Origin of the sequence: Sphingomonas sp. GC_Shp_5, from assembly GCF_026540855.1 — a bacterium.
Taxonomy (GTDB): Bacteria; Pseudomonadota; Alphaproteobacteria; order Sphingomonadales; family Sphingomonadaceae; genus Sphingomonas.
In genome coordinates, this window is the sequence record NZ_JALNUP010000001.1 from 156,570 (window position 1) to 174,244 (window position 17,675).

Here is a 17,675-nt window from a genome sequence, read left to right on the forward strand (position 1 = left end):
CCGCCCGCCACCACGAGATCCCAGCTTCCGCTGGGATGACGGACCATTTCAGCGGCGCCGGCAATGCTCAGGCCGGCGCAAACGCGCCATCGTCGCCCATCACGTGCAGCACCCCGTCGGCGATCGCGAAATAGGCGCCATGGATCCGCAGCGACCCCGCCGCCGCCCGTTCCGCCACGAACGGGAAGGTCAGCAGGTTGGCGATCGACACCCGTACCGTCTCCAGTTCGAGCGCACGGATCGCCGCGGGGCCCTCGCCATGCTTGGCGACGATCCGTGCCCGAGCCTCGTCGAGCAGGTCGATCCAGTGCGCGATGAACCCGCCGGCGCCGGGCGCCGCGCCGTCGAACCGCTGGGTCAGCGAGGCGTGTACGCCGCCGCACGAGCCATGGCCGAGCACCACGATCTCGGGCACCTCCAATTGCGTCACCGCAAACTCCACCGCCGCCGAAACGCCGTGGCGGCCGCCGCCGGTCTCGTAAGGCGGCACCAGGTTGGCGACGTTGCGCACCGCGAAGATCTCGCCGGGGGAGGTGTCGAATACCTGCGCCGGGTCCACCCGGCTGTCCGAGCACGCGATGATCAGCACCTTGGGGCTCTGGCCCTCCTTCAATTCGGCCCAGCGATCGCGCTGCGTCGCCCAGCCGGTGGTGCGAAAGCGGCGATAGCCGTCGATGAGGTTGGAGAAATCAGCCACGTTCAAGCTCCTGGTTGTCGGTCGCCCGTCCCGGGTAGAAGAAACATTAGGGTGCCGACAAGGCCGGCAGCAGGTTGTGGGGGAGGGCGCGGCTCGCTATCTCGCGGGGCATGAACGAGATGACTCCGCTACGGGTCCGCAAGCCCGACTGGATCCGCGTCAAGGCGCCGACCTCCGCCGGCTTCGCCGCGACCCGCGAACTGATGCGCTCGAAAAGCCTCACCACGGTGTGCGAGGAGGCGGCGTGCCCCAATATCGGCGAATGCTGGTCGAAGAAGCACGCCACGGTGATGATCCTCGGCGACACCTGCACGCGAGCCTGCGCCTTCTGCAATGTCAAAACCGGCATGCCGCGCGCGGTCGACCCGATGGAGCCCAACAACGTCGCCGAGGCGGCGGCGCAGATGGGGCTGGAGCATATCGTCGTCACCTCGGTCGATCGTGACGATCTGCCGGACGGCGGCGCCAAGCAGTTCGTCAAGGTGATCGAGGCGATCCGCCGCGCCAACCCGCGCACCACCATCGAGATCCTCACACCCGATTTCCGCAACAAGCATGAGGCCGCGGTCGAGGCGATCGTCGCCGCGCGGCCGGACGTCTACAACCACAATCTCGAGACGGTGCCGCGGCTCTACCCGACGATCCGCCCGGGTGCGCGTTACTATGCCTCGCTGAGGCTGCTCGAGAGCGTCAAGAAGCTTGATCCATCGATCTTCACCAAGTCGGGCGTGATGCTGGGCCTCGGCGAGGAGCGGCTCGAGATTCATCAGGTGATGGACGACATGCGCTCGGCTGACATCGATTTCCTCACTATGGGGCAGTATCTCCAGCCCACCCCGCGCCACGCCAAGGTCGCCGAGTTCGTGACGCCAAAGGCGTTCGACGCCTATGCCAGCATCGCCCGCGCCAAGGGCTTCCTGCTTGTCGCGTCGTCGCCGCTGACCCGGTCGAGCTACCATGCCGGCGACGATTTCGCGAAGATGCGCGCCGCGCGTGACGCCAAGCTCGCGCCGAGGCTGGTCGGTGCCTAAGCACAGCGAGACGCGCCATCTGCCCTACACGCCGGAGCAGATGTTCGATCTGGTCGCCGATGTCTCGCGCTACGCCGAATTCCTGCCCTGGGTCTCGGCGATGCGGGTGCGGCGCGATTCGGCGACGGCGACGACCGCTGACATGATCGTCGGCTTCAAGGGGCTGCGCGAGACCTTCACCTCCGAGGTGAGGAAGGAGCGCCCCGGCCACATTCACGTCGAATATATCGACGGGCCGCTCAAATATCTCCACAACGACTGGCACTTCCGCGCCGAGGGCGATGGCGGCTGCGCGGTCGACTTCGCGGTCGATTTCGCGTTCAAGAACCGGGTGTTCGAGATGCTCGCCGGCCAGGTGTTCGGCGCCGCGCTGCGCAAGATGATCGGCGCGTTCGAAACCCGCGCCGCCGAGCTTTACGGCAGCAGCAGCTCGAGCGCGACCAGCGCCGCCTGAAGCCTGATCCCGCCGCGGCCGAGATCGCCGAAGTCGCGGCGATCGGCATGAACGTCGGATGGGTCGCCGCCCTTTGTGGCGCAGGCGAACACCACCGTGCCGACCGGCTTCTTCGCCGTGCCGCCGCCCGGCCCGGCGACGCCGGTGATCGCCACCGCGACATCGGCATGGCTGTTGGCGAGCGCGCCCTGCGCCATGCTCCACGCGGTTGCGATCGATACCGCGCCAAACGTCTCGAGCACGTCGGTGCTGACCTTGAGCAGGTCGGTCTTGGCGCGGTTTGAATAGGTCACGAACGACGCGCCGAACACGTCGGACGATCCGGGGATCTCGGTCAGCGCCGCGGCGACCAGCCCGCCGGTGCAGCTCTCGGCGACGCTGATGGTGCGCCCGGCGGCACGATTGGCTTCGATCACGTGGCGCGCGGCGGCGACCAGTTCCTCGGGCAGCAGGGTATCCATGTCAGCGCGGCTCCTCGGCACACAGCGGCAGGTCGGGCACCGCGACGTTCTTGCCCTTGGCCTTCTCGGTCTTAAGATAGTGCAACGTCGTCACGATCACGCCCGCCATATTCTGCGGCGGCAGCGGCGCGAGCAGGGTGAGCAGGTGATCGATCGTGCCGCAATCCTTGGGCGCGATCCGCCCGACGAGCAGCGGCGCCAGCGCCGCGGTGAGCAACGGCCGCGCGTAATCGGAGCCGAGCAGCAGGTCGATCGCGGGATCCGAGAGCTTGACGATCGCCGCGCGCGCGCCGGGCCAGGCGCGGTCCGCCGCGGTCTGATATTTGTCGAGGAACGGCCCGCCGGTCTGCCGCACCAGGCTCGCCGCCGGCAGTCGGGCGGCGCAGACGATCCCGGCGCCGCGGACGATGTCGGGCATCGCCACCAGCGCGATCGACTCGGCGTCGGTCTCGGTCAAGCAGCGGGTCTGCGCCATCGCCGGCGCGCTGGTCAGCGCCGCCGCCAGCGCGACCGCAACCAGCGCCTTCATCGCGGCGCCCGCGGCACACTGACGGTCGCCGCCGCCTGGGTGGCGATGCCCTCTTCGCGCCCGGTGAAGCCGAGCTTCTCGGTGGTGGTCGCCTTGATGCTGACCCGATCGAGGCTGAGCCCGAGCAGCTCGCCGATCCGCGCCTGCATCGCGGCGCGATGCGGCCCGATCTTGGGCGCCTCGCACATGATCGTCACGTCGACGAAGTCGATACGCCCTCCCTTGGCGGCGATCAGCGACGCCGCATGCTGGAGGAACTGGCCCGATTCGGCGCCGCGCCACTGCGGGTCGCTCGGCGGGAAATGCGTGCCGATATCGCCGGCCGCGATCGTGCCGAGCAGCGCATCGGTCAGCGCATGCAGCACCACATCCGCGTCGCTATGGCCGGACAGGCCCTTGTCGTGCGGGATCAGCACCCCGCCGAGCCACAATTCCTCGCCGGCCTCGAGCCGGTGGACGTCGAACCCGGTCGCCATCCGCGGCTCGAGCGCAAGGCGCGCCTCGGCGGTGGCGAAATCGTCTGGATGGGTGATCTTGTCGAGCATCGGATCGCCCTGCACCAGGATGACGCTGCCGCCAAGCCGGCGCACCATCTGCGCGTCATCGGTCGCCTCGTCGCCGGCGGGCCAGGCGTCATGCGCCGCGCGCAGCGCCTGGATGCGGAAGCCCTGCGGGGTCTGCACCCGCGCGAGGCCGTCGCGCGACACCACCGCGCCCTCGCGCACCAGCGTGTCGGCGACCGGCAGCACCGGATAGGCGCCGTCGGCATCGTCGAGCGCCTTCAGCACCCGGTCGATCACCACCGCCGGCAGCAACGGTCGCGCCGCATCGTGGATCAGCACGCGCGCGGCGTCGATCGCGGCGAGCCCGTTCGCCACCGACTCGCGCCGGCTGGCGCCGCCGGCAACCGTGCGCACCGGCCCCAGCGCCGCCGCCGCCTCGGCCTCGGCGCCGGGCGCGATCACCACCACCACCTCGTCGATCCCGGGATGCGCCGCAAACGCCCCATAGGCGTGGGCGACCATCGCCCGGCCGCCGAGCAGCGCATATTGCTTGGCCACCGGCCCCCCTGCGCGGGTGCCGGATCCGGCCGCGACGATCAGCGCGACGGTACGGGGTCTGTCAGTCATCCGCGCCGCCTAGCGCTGCGGCGGGCGCTTATCCAGCCTGCACAAACCCCTAACCTTGCCTCCACCCCCGCAACCCGGTAAGGCTCTGCCCAATTTTCAGGCAGATCGATGCGCACCCTCGCTCCCATTCACGTCGGCCCCGTGCGGATCGACAGCCCCGTCGTGCTGGCGCCGATGACCGGCGTCACCGACATGCCGTTCCGCACCCTGGTGCGCCGCTATGGCTCGGGCCTCAACGTCACCGAGATGATCGCCAGCCAGGCGGCGATCCGCGAGACCCGCCAGTCGATCCAGAAGGCGGCGTGGCACCCCTCCGAAGAGCCGGTGTCGATGCAGCTCGTCGGCTGCACGCCCTATGAGATGGCCGAGGCCGCCAGGCTGGCGGAAGACCGCGGCGCCGCGATCATCGACATCAACATGGGCTGCCCGGTCCGCAAGGTCACCAACGGCGACGCCGGCTCGGCGCTGATGCGCGACCTCGGCCTCGCCGCCGAGCTGGTCACTGCGATCGTCAAGGCGGTCAAGGCCCCGGTCACGCTGAAGATGCGGATGGGCTGGTGCCATGACAGCCTCAACGCGCCCGAGCTCGCGCGCATCGCCGAGGATCTCGGGGTCAAGCTGATCACCGTCCACGGCCGCACCCGCAACCAGATGTACAAGGGCTCGGCCGACTGGGCGTTCATCCGCCGGGTCAAGGAAGCGGTGACGATCCCGGTGATCGCCAATGGCGACATCTGCTCGATCGAGGATGCCGAGGCCGCGCTCGACCAGTCGGGCGCCGACGGCATCATGATCGGTCGCGGCGCCTATGGCCGGCCGTGGCTGCTCGGCCAGCTGATGGAATGGTTTGCCACCGGCACCCGTCGGCCAGATCCGTCGCTAGACGAGCAATATCAGGTCATCGCCGCACATTATGAGGCGATGCTCGAGCATTACGGCCCGGTCACCGGGGTCAATATGGCGCGCAAGCACATCGGCTGGTACACCAAGGGGCTGAACGGCTCGGCCGAGTTCCGCAACACGGTGAACCAGGAGCCCGACGCGACCCGCGTCAAGGCGATGCTCGCCGAATTCTACGCGCCCCACCGCCAGCTCCAGGCAGCCTGAGCCGCGCATGGCCGGCCGCCCCGGCTTTGCCGAGCTGTTCGCCGCTCTGCCGGTCGCGGTGCTGGTGGTCGATCCGGACGAGCGCATCGCCCATGCCAATGCGCTCGCCGAGCAGCTGCTCAACCTCTCCGAACGGGTGATGACCGGCCAGCCGCTCGCCGCCATCCTGCCGCCGCCGGAGGAGGGAGACGATCGCCGTGGTGGCCAGGGCGTCGCCGTCTACGATACCGAGATCGCCACCCCGCGCGGCAAGATCCGCGTCGACTTCGTCGAGGCGATCATCGCCGATCATCCCGGCTGGCGGCTGATCACGCTCCACACCTCGGCGAGCACCCGCGGCCTCGGCCATTCCGCCGATCGAACCGCCAGCGCGCGGGCCGCCACCGGTGCTGCGGCGATGCTCGCGCATGAGGTCAAGAACCCGCTGTCGGGGATCCGCGGCGCCGCGCAGTTGATCGGCGCCGGCGAGCTTACCACCTTGATCGTCACCGAGGTCGATCGCATCGCCGCGCTGATCGATCGGATGCAGGATTTCAGCGACACCCGGCCGCTGCCGCTCGCACCCGAAAACATCTATCCGCTGCTTGGCCACGCCCGCAGCCTCGCGCTCGCCGGTTTCGCCCGCGGCATCACCATCGAGGAGCGGTTCGATCCCTCGCTGCCGCCGGCGCTGATCAACCGCGACGCCTTGCTCCAGATCGTCATCAACCTGCTCAAGAACGCCCGCGAGGCGATCGGCGACGAGCGCCAGCCGCGCATCCACATCACCACCGCCTATCGCCACGGCATGGCGGTGAGCGCCGCGCCCGGCCGCCCGCGGGTGCCGCTGCCGATCGAGATCTGCGTCGCCGACAATGGCCCGGGCGCGCCGCCGGACATTGCCGAGCATCTGTTCGAACCGTTCGTCTCCGGCCGCCGCGAGGGGCAGGGGTTCGGCCTCGCGCTGGTCGACAAATTGATGCGCGACATGGGCGGCATCGTCCAATACGCCCGCGAAGGAACGCCGGAAATGACCATTCTCCGCCTGCTGCTGCCCCGCGCCACCACCGCGCCGGTCACCACTGTACGGGGCATTGCCGCATGAGCCGGGTGCTGGTGGTCGATGACGACGCCGCGATCCGCACCGTCGTCGCGCAGGCGCTGCGCCGCGCCGGTCACGACGTCAGCACCGCCGAGACGCTGGCGCAGCTCGATCGCGCGCTCGCCACCCGCGTGCCGGACGTGCTGATCACTGATGTCGTCCTGCCCGATGGCGATGGCATCGATCGCATCGCCGAGGTCGGCACCCGGCTGCCGCAGCTGCCGATCATCATCCTCTCGGCGCAGAACACGCTGACCACCGCGGTGCGCGCCACCGAGGTCGGCGCGTACGAATATCTGCCCAAGCCGTTCGATCTCGACGATCTCACCCGCGCCGTCGCCGGCGCGCTGGCGCGCGGCGCGGTGATGCCGCAGCCGGAGGCGGGGGAGGACCCTACCTTGCCGCTGATCGGGCGCTCGCCGGCGATGCAGGATGTCTATCGCGTGATCGCGCGGGTGATCTCCAACGATCTCACCGTGCTGATCTCCGGCGAATCGGGCACCGGCAAGGAACTGGTGGCGCGCGCCATCCACGATCTCGGGCCGCGCCGCGATGCGCCGTTCATCGCGCTCAACATGGCCGCGATCCCGCGCGAGCTGATCGAGGCCGAGCTGTTCGGCCATGAGCGCGGCGCCTTCACCGGCGCGCAGACGCGCAACGCCGGCCGGTTCGAGCAGGCGGCGGGCGGCACCCTGTTCCTCGACGAAATCGGCGACATGCCGATGGAGGCGCAGACGCGATTGCTGCGCGTGCTCCAGTCGGGCGAATTCACCAGCGTCGGTGGCGCTCGCGCGATGCGCGCCGACGTCCGCATCGTCGCCGCCACCAACCGCGATCTCGCCGCGCAGGTCGCCGGCGGCCAGTTTCGCGAGGATCTGTTCTACCGGCTCAACGTCGTGCCGATCGCGCTGCCGTCGCTGCGCGATCGCCGCCAGGACATTCCACTGCTCGCGCGCCATTTCCTCGATCAGGCCGGTGCGCAGGGACTGCCGAGCCGGCGGCTGTCCGATGACGCCATGGCGGCGCTGTCGGCGCATGACTGGCCAGGCAACGTCCGCGAGCTCGAAAACCTGATGCGCCGCCTTGCGGTGCTTGCCCGCGACACCTGGGTGGAGGCACCGGTGATTCGCACCCTGCTTGGCGCGCCGACGGCGACGGCGGAGTCGAGCGATCCCGGGATCGCCGACGCCGTCCGCCATCTCATCGAGCGCATCGCCCGCGAGCGGCCCGACGCGCTCGACGACGGCTCGCTCTATGACCGGGTGATCGGCGAGGTCGAGCGCCCGCTGATCGAGGCGATGCTCGCCCGCCACGGCAACAACCAGCTGCGCGCGGCGCGGGCGATGGGGATCAACCGCAACACGCTGCGCAAGCGCCTCGATACGCTCGGCATCCCGGTGCGCGGCGACGATGCGGGTGAGGAGATGCCCGATCTGGGATGATTACCGCGCATTATGTGGTTTCCGTGCAACAACCATTGTTGTATTGTAGGCACGATGATGGCGTTGGCGAGGCCCGCTCTGAACCCTGAACCACCGGTCAGCCGGTTCCGCATCACGCCTGCGGTGGAAGCCGGCGTGCTCGCGCTGGTGGTGGTGGTCGCCATCGCCACCTACCTCGTCATCGACGGCAGCAGCACGCCGCAATTGCCCTTGTCGCCGCCCGTCATCGCGCTGTTGCTGCTGGCCAATCTGGTGCCTGCCATTGCGCTGCTGATGCTGATCGGACGGCGGATCGCCAAGCGGCGGGCGGCGCGCTCGCTGGTCGGCGGTGATGGCGAGCTGCACGTCCGGCTAGTCACGATCTTCTCGATCAGCGCGGCGGTGCCGGCCTTGCTGGTCGCGATCTTCGCCTCGCTGTTCTTCCAGCTGGGCCTGTCCTTCTGGTCGTCGGATCGTGCCACCGGGCTGCTCGAGAACGCCCGGACCCTGGTGCAGGAGAATTACCAGCGCGAGGTCGACAACGTCGTCGGCGAGGTCCGTACGATGAGTGGCGACCTTGCTGCCGAGCTGCGCACCCACGCAATCGACAGCGAATATTTCAAGCAGGCCTTGCTCGTTCAGACCTATCGCCGCGAGTTGTCGGAAGCGCTGCTGATCCGGCGCGGCGAGCGCGATCCGCCGATCCTGCTCAATCCCTATGAGCGGCCGTTGGAGAACCTCGTGACTCCGGCGGTCGAGGATGCGCTCGATCGTGGCGCGCCGTTCGTGCTGACCCATCAAAGCGACCGCATCGGCGTGGTCGTCGCGGTAAAGCTCGGCGACCGTCAGGCCTATGTCTATGGTGGCCGCATCTTCGAAGGGCAGCTCTCCAGCCAGATCCGGCGCGGTGACGCCATTATCAACGACTATCAGGCGCTCAAGAAGCGGTCGCGCTCGTTGCAGCTGCGCTTCAACGCGGCGCTGCTGCTCATCTCGCTGCTGATCGTCGGGATCGCGGTGTGGATCGCGCTTACCGTCGCCGATCGGCTGGTACGGCCGGTGGGCGAACTGGTCGAAGCCGCGCGCCGGATCGCTGCCGGTGATCTCACCGCGCGCGTCTCGGATTCGCGCACGCGTGACGAGATCGGCACGCTCGCGAGCGCCTTCAACCAGATGACCGACCGGCTGGAGCAGCAGAACAACGAGCTGCTCACCGCCAACAACCAGCTCGACAACCGTCGCGCGCTGATCGAGGCGGTGATGGCCGGGGTCTCGGCCGGGGTGATCTCGCTCGACGATCTCGGCACGGTGCGGATCGCCAATCGCTCGGCCAACGAGTTGATCGGCAGCGGCGAGGAAAGCCTGGTCGGCCGCACGCTCGCCTCCGTCGCGCCCGAGCTCAGCGATCTGGTCGCCAGCCGCGAACGCGAGGCGATCATCCAGGTCGCGCATGGGGCGGACATGCGCACCCTCGCGGTGCGGATCGCGCATACCGACGCCGGCCCGATCCTCACCTTCGACGACATCACTCAGCAGGTGCTCGATCAGCGCCGCGCCGCCTGGTCAGATGTTGCGCGACGGATCGCGCACGAGATCAAGAACCCGCTCACCCCGATTCAGCTCGCCGCCGAGCGCCTCCAGCGCCGCTACGGCAGCAAGATCGATTCCGACGACGTCACCTTCGGCCGCCTCACCGAGACGATCATCCGCCAGGTCGGCGATCTGCGCCGGATGGTTGACGAATTCTCCTCCTTCGCGCGCATGCCCAAGCCGGTGTTCCGCGAGGAATCGCTGGTGGACATCGCCCGCCAGACGCTGTTCCTCCACGAGGTCGCCCACCCCGGGATCAGCTTCACGCTCGATCATGAGCCGGCGCAGGTCGCCATGGTGTGCGATCGCCGCCAGCTTGGCCAGGCCTTCACCAACATTGTGAAGAACGCGGTGGAAGCCATTGAAACCAAGGGCGAAGCCAATGGTTCGGTGGTGATGCGTTTGCGCGAAGTTAGCGAAGTTATCAGCGTCGAGGTGGCGGATACCGGGATCGGCCTGCCGCCCGAGCGCGACCGCATCGTCGAGCCCTATATGACCACCCGAGCCCGCGGCACCGGGCTCGGCCTCGCGATCGTCACCAAGATCATCGAGGAGCATCACGGCACCATCGCCTTTGCCGACCGCGACGGCGGCGGCACGGTGGTGCGGATGAGCTTCGATGCCGCCGCGCTCGCCGCCAGCGATGCCGGCGGCAATGCCCCCGACGCCGCGGCCGACAGCCCCCTTGCCGCCCTCACACGCAATCGGAATTGAACAGATGGCGCTCGACATCCTCGTCGTCGACGACGAACAAGACATTCGCGAGCTGGTCGCCGGGGTCCTCGAGGACGAGGGCTATGAGAGCCGGTCCGCAGGTGACAGCGATGCCGCGCTCGAGGCGATCGCCACCCGCCGGCCCAGCCTGGTGCTGCTCGACGTGTGGCTGCAGGGCTCGCGGCTCGACGGGCTCGATCTGCTCGACGAGATCAAGCGCCGCGATCCCTCGCTGCCGGTGCTGGTCATCTCCGGCCATGGCAATCTCGACACCGCGGTTGCCGCGATCCGCCGCGGTGCCGCCGACTTCATCGAGAAGCCGTTCGAGGCCGAGCGATTGCTGCTGCTCGTCGCCCGCGCCACCGAGACCGACCGGCTCCGCCAGGAGCTTGCTTCGCTGCGTGTCTCGGCGGGACGCGAAAGCGACCTCACCGGCAGCTCCGCCGCGATCAACGGCGTCCGCGCGACCTTGAAGCGCGTCGCCGCCACCGGCAGCCGGGTGCTGATCATGGGCGCCGCCGGCGTCGGCAAGGAAGTCGCCGCGCGCCTGCTCCACGGCTGGAGCAACCGCAGCCAGGCGCCGTTCGTGATCGTCAGCGCCGCGCGGATGACCCCCGAGCGGGTCGAGGAGGAACTGTTCGGGGTAGAGGAGGGCGGCGATCTCGTCCGCCCCGGGCTGCTCGAACAGGCGCATGGCGGCACGCTGTTTCTCGACGAGATCGCCGACATGCCGGTCGCCACCCAGGCGCGCATCCTGCGCGTCCTGACCGATCAGAGCTTCACCCGCATCGGTGGCACCCGCGTGGTCAAGGTCGACGTCCGCGTCGTCTCCGCCACCTCGCGCGACCTCACCTTGGAAATAGCCGAAGGCCGCTTCCGCGAAGACCTCTACTACCGGCTCAACGTCGTCCCCGTGCCGATCCCGCCGCTGTCCGATCGCCGCGAGGACATCCCGCCGCTGGTCGAGCATTTCATGGCGCATTATGCCAACGAGCGCCGCGTGCCGACCCCGGAGATCGCCGCCGACGCAATGGTCGCGCTGCAATCCTACGACTGGCCCGGCAACGTCCGCCAGCTCCGCAACGTCGTCGAGCGCACCATCATCCTCGCGCCGGGCGACCGGATCGGGCGGATCGATCTCGATCTGCTTCCAGCCGAGGTGCTCGGCGACCAGGGCGATCTCGGCGGCGCTGGCAGCGGCACGATCATGGGCTCGCCGCTGCGCGAGGCGCGCGAGACGTTCGAGCGCGAGTATCTGCGTGTCCAGATCCGCCGCTTCTCCGGCAACATCAGCCGCACCGCGAGCTTCATCGGCATGGAGCGCTCGGCGTTGCACCGGAAGCTGAAATTACTCGGCATCACGGACATGCGAGAGGATTGATCCGGCCTGATTCGCGTCAGACCGGCGCTGCCCAACCTTGCCGGATGGGCGGCGACTCCATAGATTAACGAGCCGCTGCCCGCGTGGGCGGCATCCGACGCTGGGAAACGGCGCATCAGCGGGCCCAAGGTCCCGCCAAGAACCGAAAGACACATATCATGGCCGACAAGCCCGGCTCGCTGCAGGACCTGTTCCTCAACGCCCTCCGCCGCTCCAAGACTCCGGTGACCATGTTCCTGGTCAAGGGCGTCAAACTCCAGGGCATCGTCACCTGGTTTGACAATTTCTCCGTGCTGCTGCGCCGCGACGGCCAGTCGCAGCTGATCTACAAGCACGCCATCTCGACGATCATGCCGTCCGGCCCGATCGACGTCACCAGCATCATCGACGGCGTCAACGATGCCCAGCGCAAGCAGCCGCTGCTCCAGGAGATCTTCCTCAACGCGGTGCGCAAGTCCGAAGACCCGGTCACGATGTTCCTGATCAACGGCGTCATGCTCCAGGGCCAGATCGCCGGTTTCGACCTGTTCTGCATGCTGCTCCAGCGCGAGGGCATGGCGCAGCTCGTCTACAAGCATGCGGTATCGACGATCCAGCCGTCGCGGCCGCTCAACCTCGCCGATGAAGGTGAAGACGACGCGTGACCACCGGCTTTAACCGTGATCGTGACGAATTCGCCCGGGGAGGGCGCGCGCTGGTCGTGCTCCCCGACCAGGGCGATGCCCATCGCGATGCTGACGCGCGGCTGGCAGAGACCGCCGGCCTCGCCGCGGCGATCGGGTTGGTGGTTGCCGACAAGCTCGCCTTCCGCGTCCGCGCGCCGAAGCCCGCGACGCTGATCGGCAGCGGCCAGGTGGAACAGCTCGCCGTCCACGTCCGTCAGGAAGACGCCGGGCTGGTGGTGTTCGACGCCAGCCTCACCCCCGTCCAGCAGCGCAACCTGGAGACCGCGCTCGAGGCCAAGGTGATCGATCGCACCGGGCTGATCCTCGAGATTTTCGGCGAGCGCGCCGCGACCGCCGAGGGCCGGCTTCAGGTCGAGCTCGCCCATCTCGATTACCAGGCGGGCCGGCTGGTGCGCAGCTGGACCCACCTCGAGCGCCAGCGCGGCGGCTTCGGCTTCCTTGGTGGCCCGGGCGAAACCCAGATCGAGGCTGATCGCCGCCTGATCCGCGATCGCATGGCCCGCCTCCGCCGCGAGCTCGAACAGGTCAGCCGCACCCGCGGCCTTCATCGCGAGCGGCGCCAGCGCGCGCCCTGGCCGGTGATCGCGCTGGTCGGCTACACCAATGCCGGCAAGTCGACGCTGTTCAACCGCCTTACCGGCGCGCACGTGATGGCGGAAAACCTGCTGTTCGCGACGCTCGACCCGACCCTGCGGCAGATCAGCCTGCCGGGGATCGACAAGGCGATCCTGTCCGACACCGTCGGCTTCGTCTCCGATCTGCCCACCCAACTGGTCGCGGCGTTCAAGGCGACGCTCGAGGAGGTGGTCTCGGCCGATCTCCTGATCCACGTTCGCGATATCGCTCATCCCGATACCGAGGCGCAGCGCAGCGACGTCGAGGCGGTGCTGACCGAGATCGGCGTCTCGAGCACCACGCCGCGGTTCGAGGCGTGGAACAAGCTCGACCTGCTCGACGGCGAGCGCCACGAGGATGCCACCGTCGACGCCGGGCGGCGCGACGATGTCGTCGCCATCTCGGCGCTGACCGGCGAGGGCGTCGATGCGCTGATCGAGCAGGTCGCGGCCAAGCTCACCGCGGCGCATCGCCGCTACTGGATCACGCTCGATGCCGGCGACGGCGCCGGCGCGGCGTGGCTCCACGCGCATGGCGAGGTGCTCGGCCACAGCGATGACGGCCTCGAAAGCCAATATGAAGTGCGCCTCGCCGAGCGCGACTATGAGCGCTTCCTCCAGCGCTGACTCGCCAACTTGCGCTGCTAACCGCCTGTGATATCCTCGCCTTCTGCCCTCGTCAGAAGGGCGAAGGAGAGGTGTCATGGACCGGATCGATGCGAACCTGTGTCGCTGTAACGTCGGCATCCTGTGTTGCGCCAGCAGCGCCGCGATCGGCATTTGCACGCTAAGCCTGCTGCTGCTGGGCTAGCCAGCGCGACGCTCAGCTGCCGACCAGTTCCTGGCGGCCGACTTGCTCTGCCAGCACCGCCTCGACCCGCGGCAGGATGCGTTCCGCGACATGGGCGATACCCGCGGCATTGGGGTGGAAGCCATCCGCCAGCACAAAGCCTCGTCGTCCGGCGACGCCGTCGAGGAAGAACGGGTCCAACGCTACCGCGTGCCGAGCTGCGAGGGTCGGGTATATCGCGTTGAACCGCCGCGCCCGCTCGCCGAGGATCGCCGGCGCCTGCATCCCGGCGAGTAGCACCGGGATCCGGCAGTCGTGCAGCATTGCGAGGATCGCATCGAGATGGTCGGCCGTGCGCGCGGGATCGACGCCGCGGATGAAGTCGTTGGCACCAAGCTCGACGATCGAAAGATTGGGCGTCCGTGGCAGCGCCGCGAGCACGCGCGGCAGGCGCGCCCGGCCGCCGCTCGTCGTGTCGCCCGATACCCCGGCATTATGAACGCTCGCCCCGGCGAACTTCGCCTGCAATCCACGCTCGAGAACGGCGGGAAAGGCATCGTCGCGGCGAAGGCCATAGCCAGCGGTGAGGCTGTCGCCAAACGCCAGGATAAACGCGTCGGCGGGCGCAGGGGGATGGTCGTGCTGGATCATCGAGTGAAGGCGATATGTGGATCCGCCGCGGCAATTCCAACCGCCGTCCGAAGCAGCCCGTGATCGTCTGCCACAGGGACCCTCAGGCCGCCGGGCTCGTTACCCGTGGATGACCGCTTCCTCGCACCCGCTCCGCCTCGGCTTCCCCGTCAAGGTAATGGGCAAGCCCGGCTTCAAGAGCAACGACACGCGCCGCTGGCAAAGCGAGCCGCACCTCAAGACCTCGCTGGAAGAGGTCGACAAGATCCTGGATTACCTGAAGTCGGTGGATCTCGACATGTACCGGCTCTCCTCGGATCTCGCGCCTTATGCGACCCACCCGGATCTGCCGCAATTCCACTCGATGGTGGCCGACAGCGACAGCGAGCTGGCCGCGTTCGGCGCCAAGGCGCGTGACTATGGCATCCGCCTGTCGTTCCACCCCTCGCAATATGTGCTGCTCAACAGCCCCAATCCCGATCTCACCGCCAAGAGCATCTGGGATCTCGCCAGCCAGGCCGAGATGCTCGACCGGATGGGGCTCGACGACGAAGCGGTGATGGTGACCCATGTCGGCGGGGTGTATGACGATCACGAGGCGAGCCGCGCGCGGTGGATTGAGGGCTGGAACGAATGCCCCGAGCACGTCCGGCGCCGGCTGGTGCTCGAGAATGACGACATCCGCTTTTCCGCCGCCGATGCGCTATGGATTCACGAGCGTACCGGCGTGCGGCTGATCTTCGACTATCAGCACTTCTGGTGCCTCAACCCCGAGCGGCTCGACATGCGCGCGACGCTGGAGAAGTTCCTCGCCAGCTGGCCCGCCGGGGTCCGCCCCAAGATCCATTTCTCCTCGCCGCGCACCGAGATGCGCGAGCTCAAGCAGAAGGTGACCGCGAAGGACCGCGAGAATGCCGCCGCCGGCAAGGCACCGCGCAAGGGGATGGTCACCAAGGCGCCGGTCAAGGCCAATGCCCGGGTCAAGACCGTGCTTCGCCCGCCGATCTGGACTGGGCACGCGGATTTCACCAACCCGTTCGAGTTCGCCACCTTTATGCGCATGGCCGAAGGGCTCGAGTTTGACGTAATGATGGAAGGCAAGGCCAAGGACGTCAGCCTCCTCAAGCTTCGGCCCGACCTGCTCCGCTTCGCCCCTGACGTGGCGGCGCGGTTCGGGATAGAGCCCGACGACGCCGAGTCGCTCGCGCGCGACGAAGCGTCGCTCGAGCAGGGGGTCGGCGTGGACGAGGCGCCGGACGTCGACGAGGGTGCCGAGACGCTGGCGGCGGAATAGCGGGGCGGCCAGCCACGGACCATCGTCACCCCAGCGAAAGCCGGGGTATCCAGCGGCTCCTGCCGACCCGCCCCATGAAGCCTCAGATCCCGTTGGGCAGACGCCGGCAGCAGAAGACCCTCGTCACGCCACCCGGTTCGCCACCAGATCGTCCACCACCGCCGGATCCGCCAGCGTCGACGTATCGCCGAGGCTGCTGACATCGCCCTCGGCGATCTTGCGCAGGATCCGCCGCATGATCTTGCCCGAGCGCGTCTTGGGTAGCGCAGGCGCGAACTGCAGCTTGTCGGGTGCGGCGATCGGCCCGATCTCGTGGCGCACCCATTGCACCAGCGCCGCATGCAATGTGTCGCTCGGCGTTTGATCGGCATTGAGCGTCACATAGGCATAGATGCCCTGGCCCTTAACATCATGCGGCATGCCCACCACCGCGGCCTCGGCGACCGCCTCGTGGAGTACCAGTGCGCTCTCGACCTCGGCCGTGCCCATCCGGTGGCCGGAGACGTTGATCACGTCGTCCACGCGCCCGGTGATCCAATAATAGCCATCTTCGTCACGCCGGCAGCCGTCGCCGGTGAAATACTTGCCGGGATAGGTGGTGAAATAAGCCTGGAAGAAACGGTCCTCGTCACCCCACACGCCGCGCATCTGCCCCGGCCAGCTCTGCGTGATGCACAGATTGCCCTGCGCGACGCCGACCAGCGGCGATCCCTTGTCGTCGACTAGCTGCGGCGCCACCCCGGGCAGCGGCTTGGCGGCCGATCCCGGCTTCATCGCCACCGCGCCGGGCAGAGGAGCGATCATGATCCCGCCGGTTTCGGTCTGCCACCAGGCATCGACGATAGGCGCACGACCCTCGCCGACCACGTCATGGAACCAGCGCCACGCCTCGGGATTGATCGGCTCGCCGACCGAGCCCAGCAGCTTTAGCGAGCTGCGGCTGGTGTGGGTCACGAAGCCGTCGCCGTCCTTCATCAGCGCGCGTAGCGCGGTCGGCGCGGTGAACAGCGTGTGGACATTGTGGCGGTCGACGACCTGCCAGATCCGGCTCGCATCCGGCCAGTTCGGCAGGCCCTCGTACATCAGCGTCGTCGCGCCATTGGCGAGCGGGCCGTAGAGGATGTAAGTGTGCCCGGTAACCCAGCCGATATCGGCGGCGCACCAGAACACCGTCCCAGGCTTATAGTCGAACGCGATCTTGTGGGTGAAGCTCGCCCACAGCAGATAGCCGCCGGTCGTGTGGAGCACGCCTTTGGGCTTGCCGGTCGACCCCGAGGTGTAGAGGATGAACAACGGATCCTCGGCGTTCATCGGCTCGGCCGGGCAATCGGCTTCGGCGTCGAGCGCAAGCTGGTGGTACCAGACGTCGCGGGGGCCCATCGCGATCTCGGCGCCGGTCGCCTTGACGACGATCACCCGCTCCAGCGTCGGCGCGCGCGCGGCGGCTTCGTCGACACAGGCCTTGAGCTTGATGCGCTTGCCGCCGCGGCGGCCTTCGTCGGCGGTGATCACCAGCTTCGAGCCGCAATCCTCGATCCGCCCGGCGAGCGCATCGGCGGAGAAGCCGCCGAACACCACCGAATGGACCGCGCCGATCCGCGCGCAGGCGAGCACCGCATAGGCGGTCTCGAGGATCATCGGCATGTAGAGGGTGACGCGATCGCCCTTGGCGACGCCTTGGCCGCGCAGCACGCTGGCGAAGCGGCACACTTCGGCGTGCAGCTCGCGATAGGTCACCCGCTTGGGGTCCTCGCCGGGCTCGTCGGGCTCCCAGATGATCGCGATCGCATCGCCATGCTTGTCGAGATGCCGGTCGACGCAATTGGCCGCAGCGTTGAGCACGCCATCGGCGAACCACTTGATATGGAAATCGTCCTTGGCGAACGACCAGTCGCCCGCGATCGTCGGCTCGCTGATCCAGTCGAGCCGCTTGCTGGCCTGATCGAGCCAGAAGCCGCCGGGATTGCTGGCAGCGGCCTCGTAGAGTTCTTCGTATTTCTTCTTGTCGAGGCTGGCGTTGGTCCAGTCGCCGGAGACGGGGTAGAGTTCTGGATCGGTCATGCTG

16 protein-coding genes are annotated in these 17,675 nt (G+C 68.2%); 10 read left to right on the forward strand and 6 right to left on the reverse strand.

All coding sequences use genetic code 11. The features are described from left to right. Positions 1-67: 67 nt before the first annotated feature. Positions 68-697, reverse strand: a complete 630-nt coding sequence (locus tag OXR60_RS00735; RefSeq protein WP_267393077.1) for a carbonic anhydrase — start codon at positions 695-697, stop codon at positions 68-70. Positions 698-807: 110 nt separating this feature from the next. Between OXR60_RS00735 and lipA the strand changes: the two genes are divergently transcribed. After that, on the forward strand, positions 808-1,728 hold the full coding sequence (lipA, locus tag OXR60_RS00740) for a lipoyl synthase (protein ID WP_267393078.1): 921 nt from the start codon (positions 808-810) through the stop codon (positions 1,726-1,728). Continuing rightward, positions 1,721-2,182 (forward strand): type II toxin-antitoxin system RatA family toxin, encoded by a 462-nt coding sequence (locus tag OXR60_RS00745; RefSeq protein WP_267393080.1) that lies wholly within the window; start codon positions 1,721-1,723, stop codon positions 2,180-2,182. Before lipA ends, OXR60_RS00745 begins: the two co-directional genes overlap by 8 nt. Here OXR60_RS00745 and OXR60_RS00750 read toward each other — a convergent pair. Genes OXR60_RS00750 through OXR60_RS00760 form a run of 3 tightly spaced genes read right to left on the reverse strand, consistent with a single transcriptional unit; the run spans position 2,143 to position 4,302 of the window. Beyond that, on the reverse strand, positions 2,143-2,643 hold the full coding sequence (locus OXR60_RS00750; protein ID WP_267393082.1) for a CinA family protein: 501 nt from the start codon (positions 2,641-2,643) through the stop codon (positions 2,143-2,145). The genes OXR60_RS00745 and OXR60_RS00750 overlap by 40 nt on opposite strands. Position 2,644: 1 nt before the next feature. Next, positions 2,645-3,172, reverse strand: a complete 528-nt coding sequence (locus OXR60_RS00755) for a hypothetical protein (RefSeq protein ID WP_267393084.1) — start codon at positions 3,170-3,172, stop codon at positions 2,645-2,647. After that, entirely contained in the window at positions 3,169-4,302 is a 1,134-nt protein-coding gene (locus OXR60_RS00760) for a bifunctional 2-C-methyl-D-erythritol 4-phosphate cytidylyltransferase/2-C-methyl-D-erythritol 2,4-cyclodiphosphate synthase (RefSeq protein WP_267393086.1), read from the reverse strand. The genes OXR60_RS00755 and OXR60_RS00760 overlap by 4 nt, the downstream gene beginning before the upstream one ends. Before the next feature lie 108 nt (positions 4,303-4,410). On the opposite strand from OXR60_RS00760, the gene dusB reads away from it, so the two are divergent. From dusB to hflX, 7 genes are all read left to right on the forward strand, one after another. Then, positions 4,411-5,409 carry a tRNA dihydrouridine synthase DusB gene (dusB, locus tag OXR60_RS00765; RefSeq protein ID WP_267393088.1) on the forward strand — a complete coding sequence of 333 codons (999 nt, stop codon included), beginning with the start codon at positions 4,411-4,413 and terminating at the stop codon, positions 5,407-5,409. A 7-nt stretch (positions 5,410-5,416) separates the two neighbouring features. Continuing rightward, a complete protein-coding gene (locus OXR60_RS00770; protein WP_267393090.1) occupies positions 5,417-6,493 on the forward strand; it encodes an ATP-binding protein in 1,077 nt (358 codons plus the stop codon). After that, positions 6,490-7,932 carry a nitrogen regulation protein NR(I) gene (gene ntrC, locus OXR60_RS00775; protein ID WP_267393092.1) on the forward strand — a complete coding sequence of 481 codons (1,443 nt, stop codon included), beginning with the start codon at positions 6,490-6,492 and terminating at the stop codon, positions 7,930-7,932. Before OXR60_RS00770 ends, ntrC begins: the two co-directional genes overlap by 4 nt. A gap of 57 nt (positions 7,933-7,989) precedes the next feature. Continuing rightward, positions 7,990-10,215, forward strand: a complete 2,226-nt coding sequence (locus tag OXR60_RS00780) for an ATP-binding protein (protein ID WP_267393580.1) — start codon at positions 7,990-7,992, stop codon at positions 10,213-10,215. A gap of 4 nt (positions 10,216-10,219) precedes the next feature. Continuing rightward, positions 10,220-11,596: a sigma-54 dependent transcriptional regulator gene (locus OXR60_RS00785; protein ID WP_267393094.1), complete on the forward strand. Its 1,377-nt coding sequence runs from the start codon at positions 10,220-10,222 to the stop codon at positions 11,594-11,596. A gap of 83 nt (positions 11,597-11,679) precedes the next feature. After that, entirely contained in the window at positions 11,680-12,240 is a 561-nt protein-coding gene (gene hfq / locus OXR60_RS00790; protein ID WP_267393096.1) for an RNA chaperone Hfq, read from the forward strand. Continuing rightward, complete coding sequence (gene hflX / locus OXR60_RS00795) at positions 12,237-13,523, forward strand: GTPase HflX (protein WP_267393098.1); 1,287 nt, start codon at positions 12,237-12,239, stop codon at positions 13,521-13,523. Before hfq ends, hflX begins: the two co-directional genes overlap by 4 nt. Before the next feature lie 196 nt (positions 13,524-13,719). Here the strand turns inward: hflX and OXR60_RS00800 are convergent, their stop codons facing one another. Further along, complete coding sequence (locus tag OXR60_RS00800) at positions 13,720-14,337, reverse strand: arylesterase (RefSeq protein ID WP_267393099.1); 618 nt, start codon at positions 14,335-14,337, stop codon at positions 13,720-13,722. Between the two features lie 109 nt (positions 14,338-14,446). Between OXR60_RS00800 and uvsE the strand changes: the two genes are divergently transcribed. Continuing rightward, the gene (gene uvsE / locus OXR60_RS00805) at positions 14,447-15,610 is read left to right on the forward strand and encodes a UV DNA damage repair endonuclease UvsE (protein ID WP_267393100.1); all 1,164 of its coding nucleotides are present in this window, start codon (positions 14,447-14,449) and stop codon (positions 15,608-15,610) included. 123 nt (positions 15,611-15,733) lie between these two features. Here uvsE and acs read toward each other — a convergent pair whose 3' ends face one another. Beyond that, the gene (acs, locus tag OXR60_RS00810; RefSeq protein WP_267393102.1) at positions 15,734-17,671 is read right to left on the reverse strand and encodes an acetate--CoA ligase; all 1,938 of its coding nucleotides are present in this window, start codon (positions 17,669-17,671) and stop codon (positions 15,734-15,736) included. Positions 17,672-17,675: the final 4 nt, after the last annotated feature.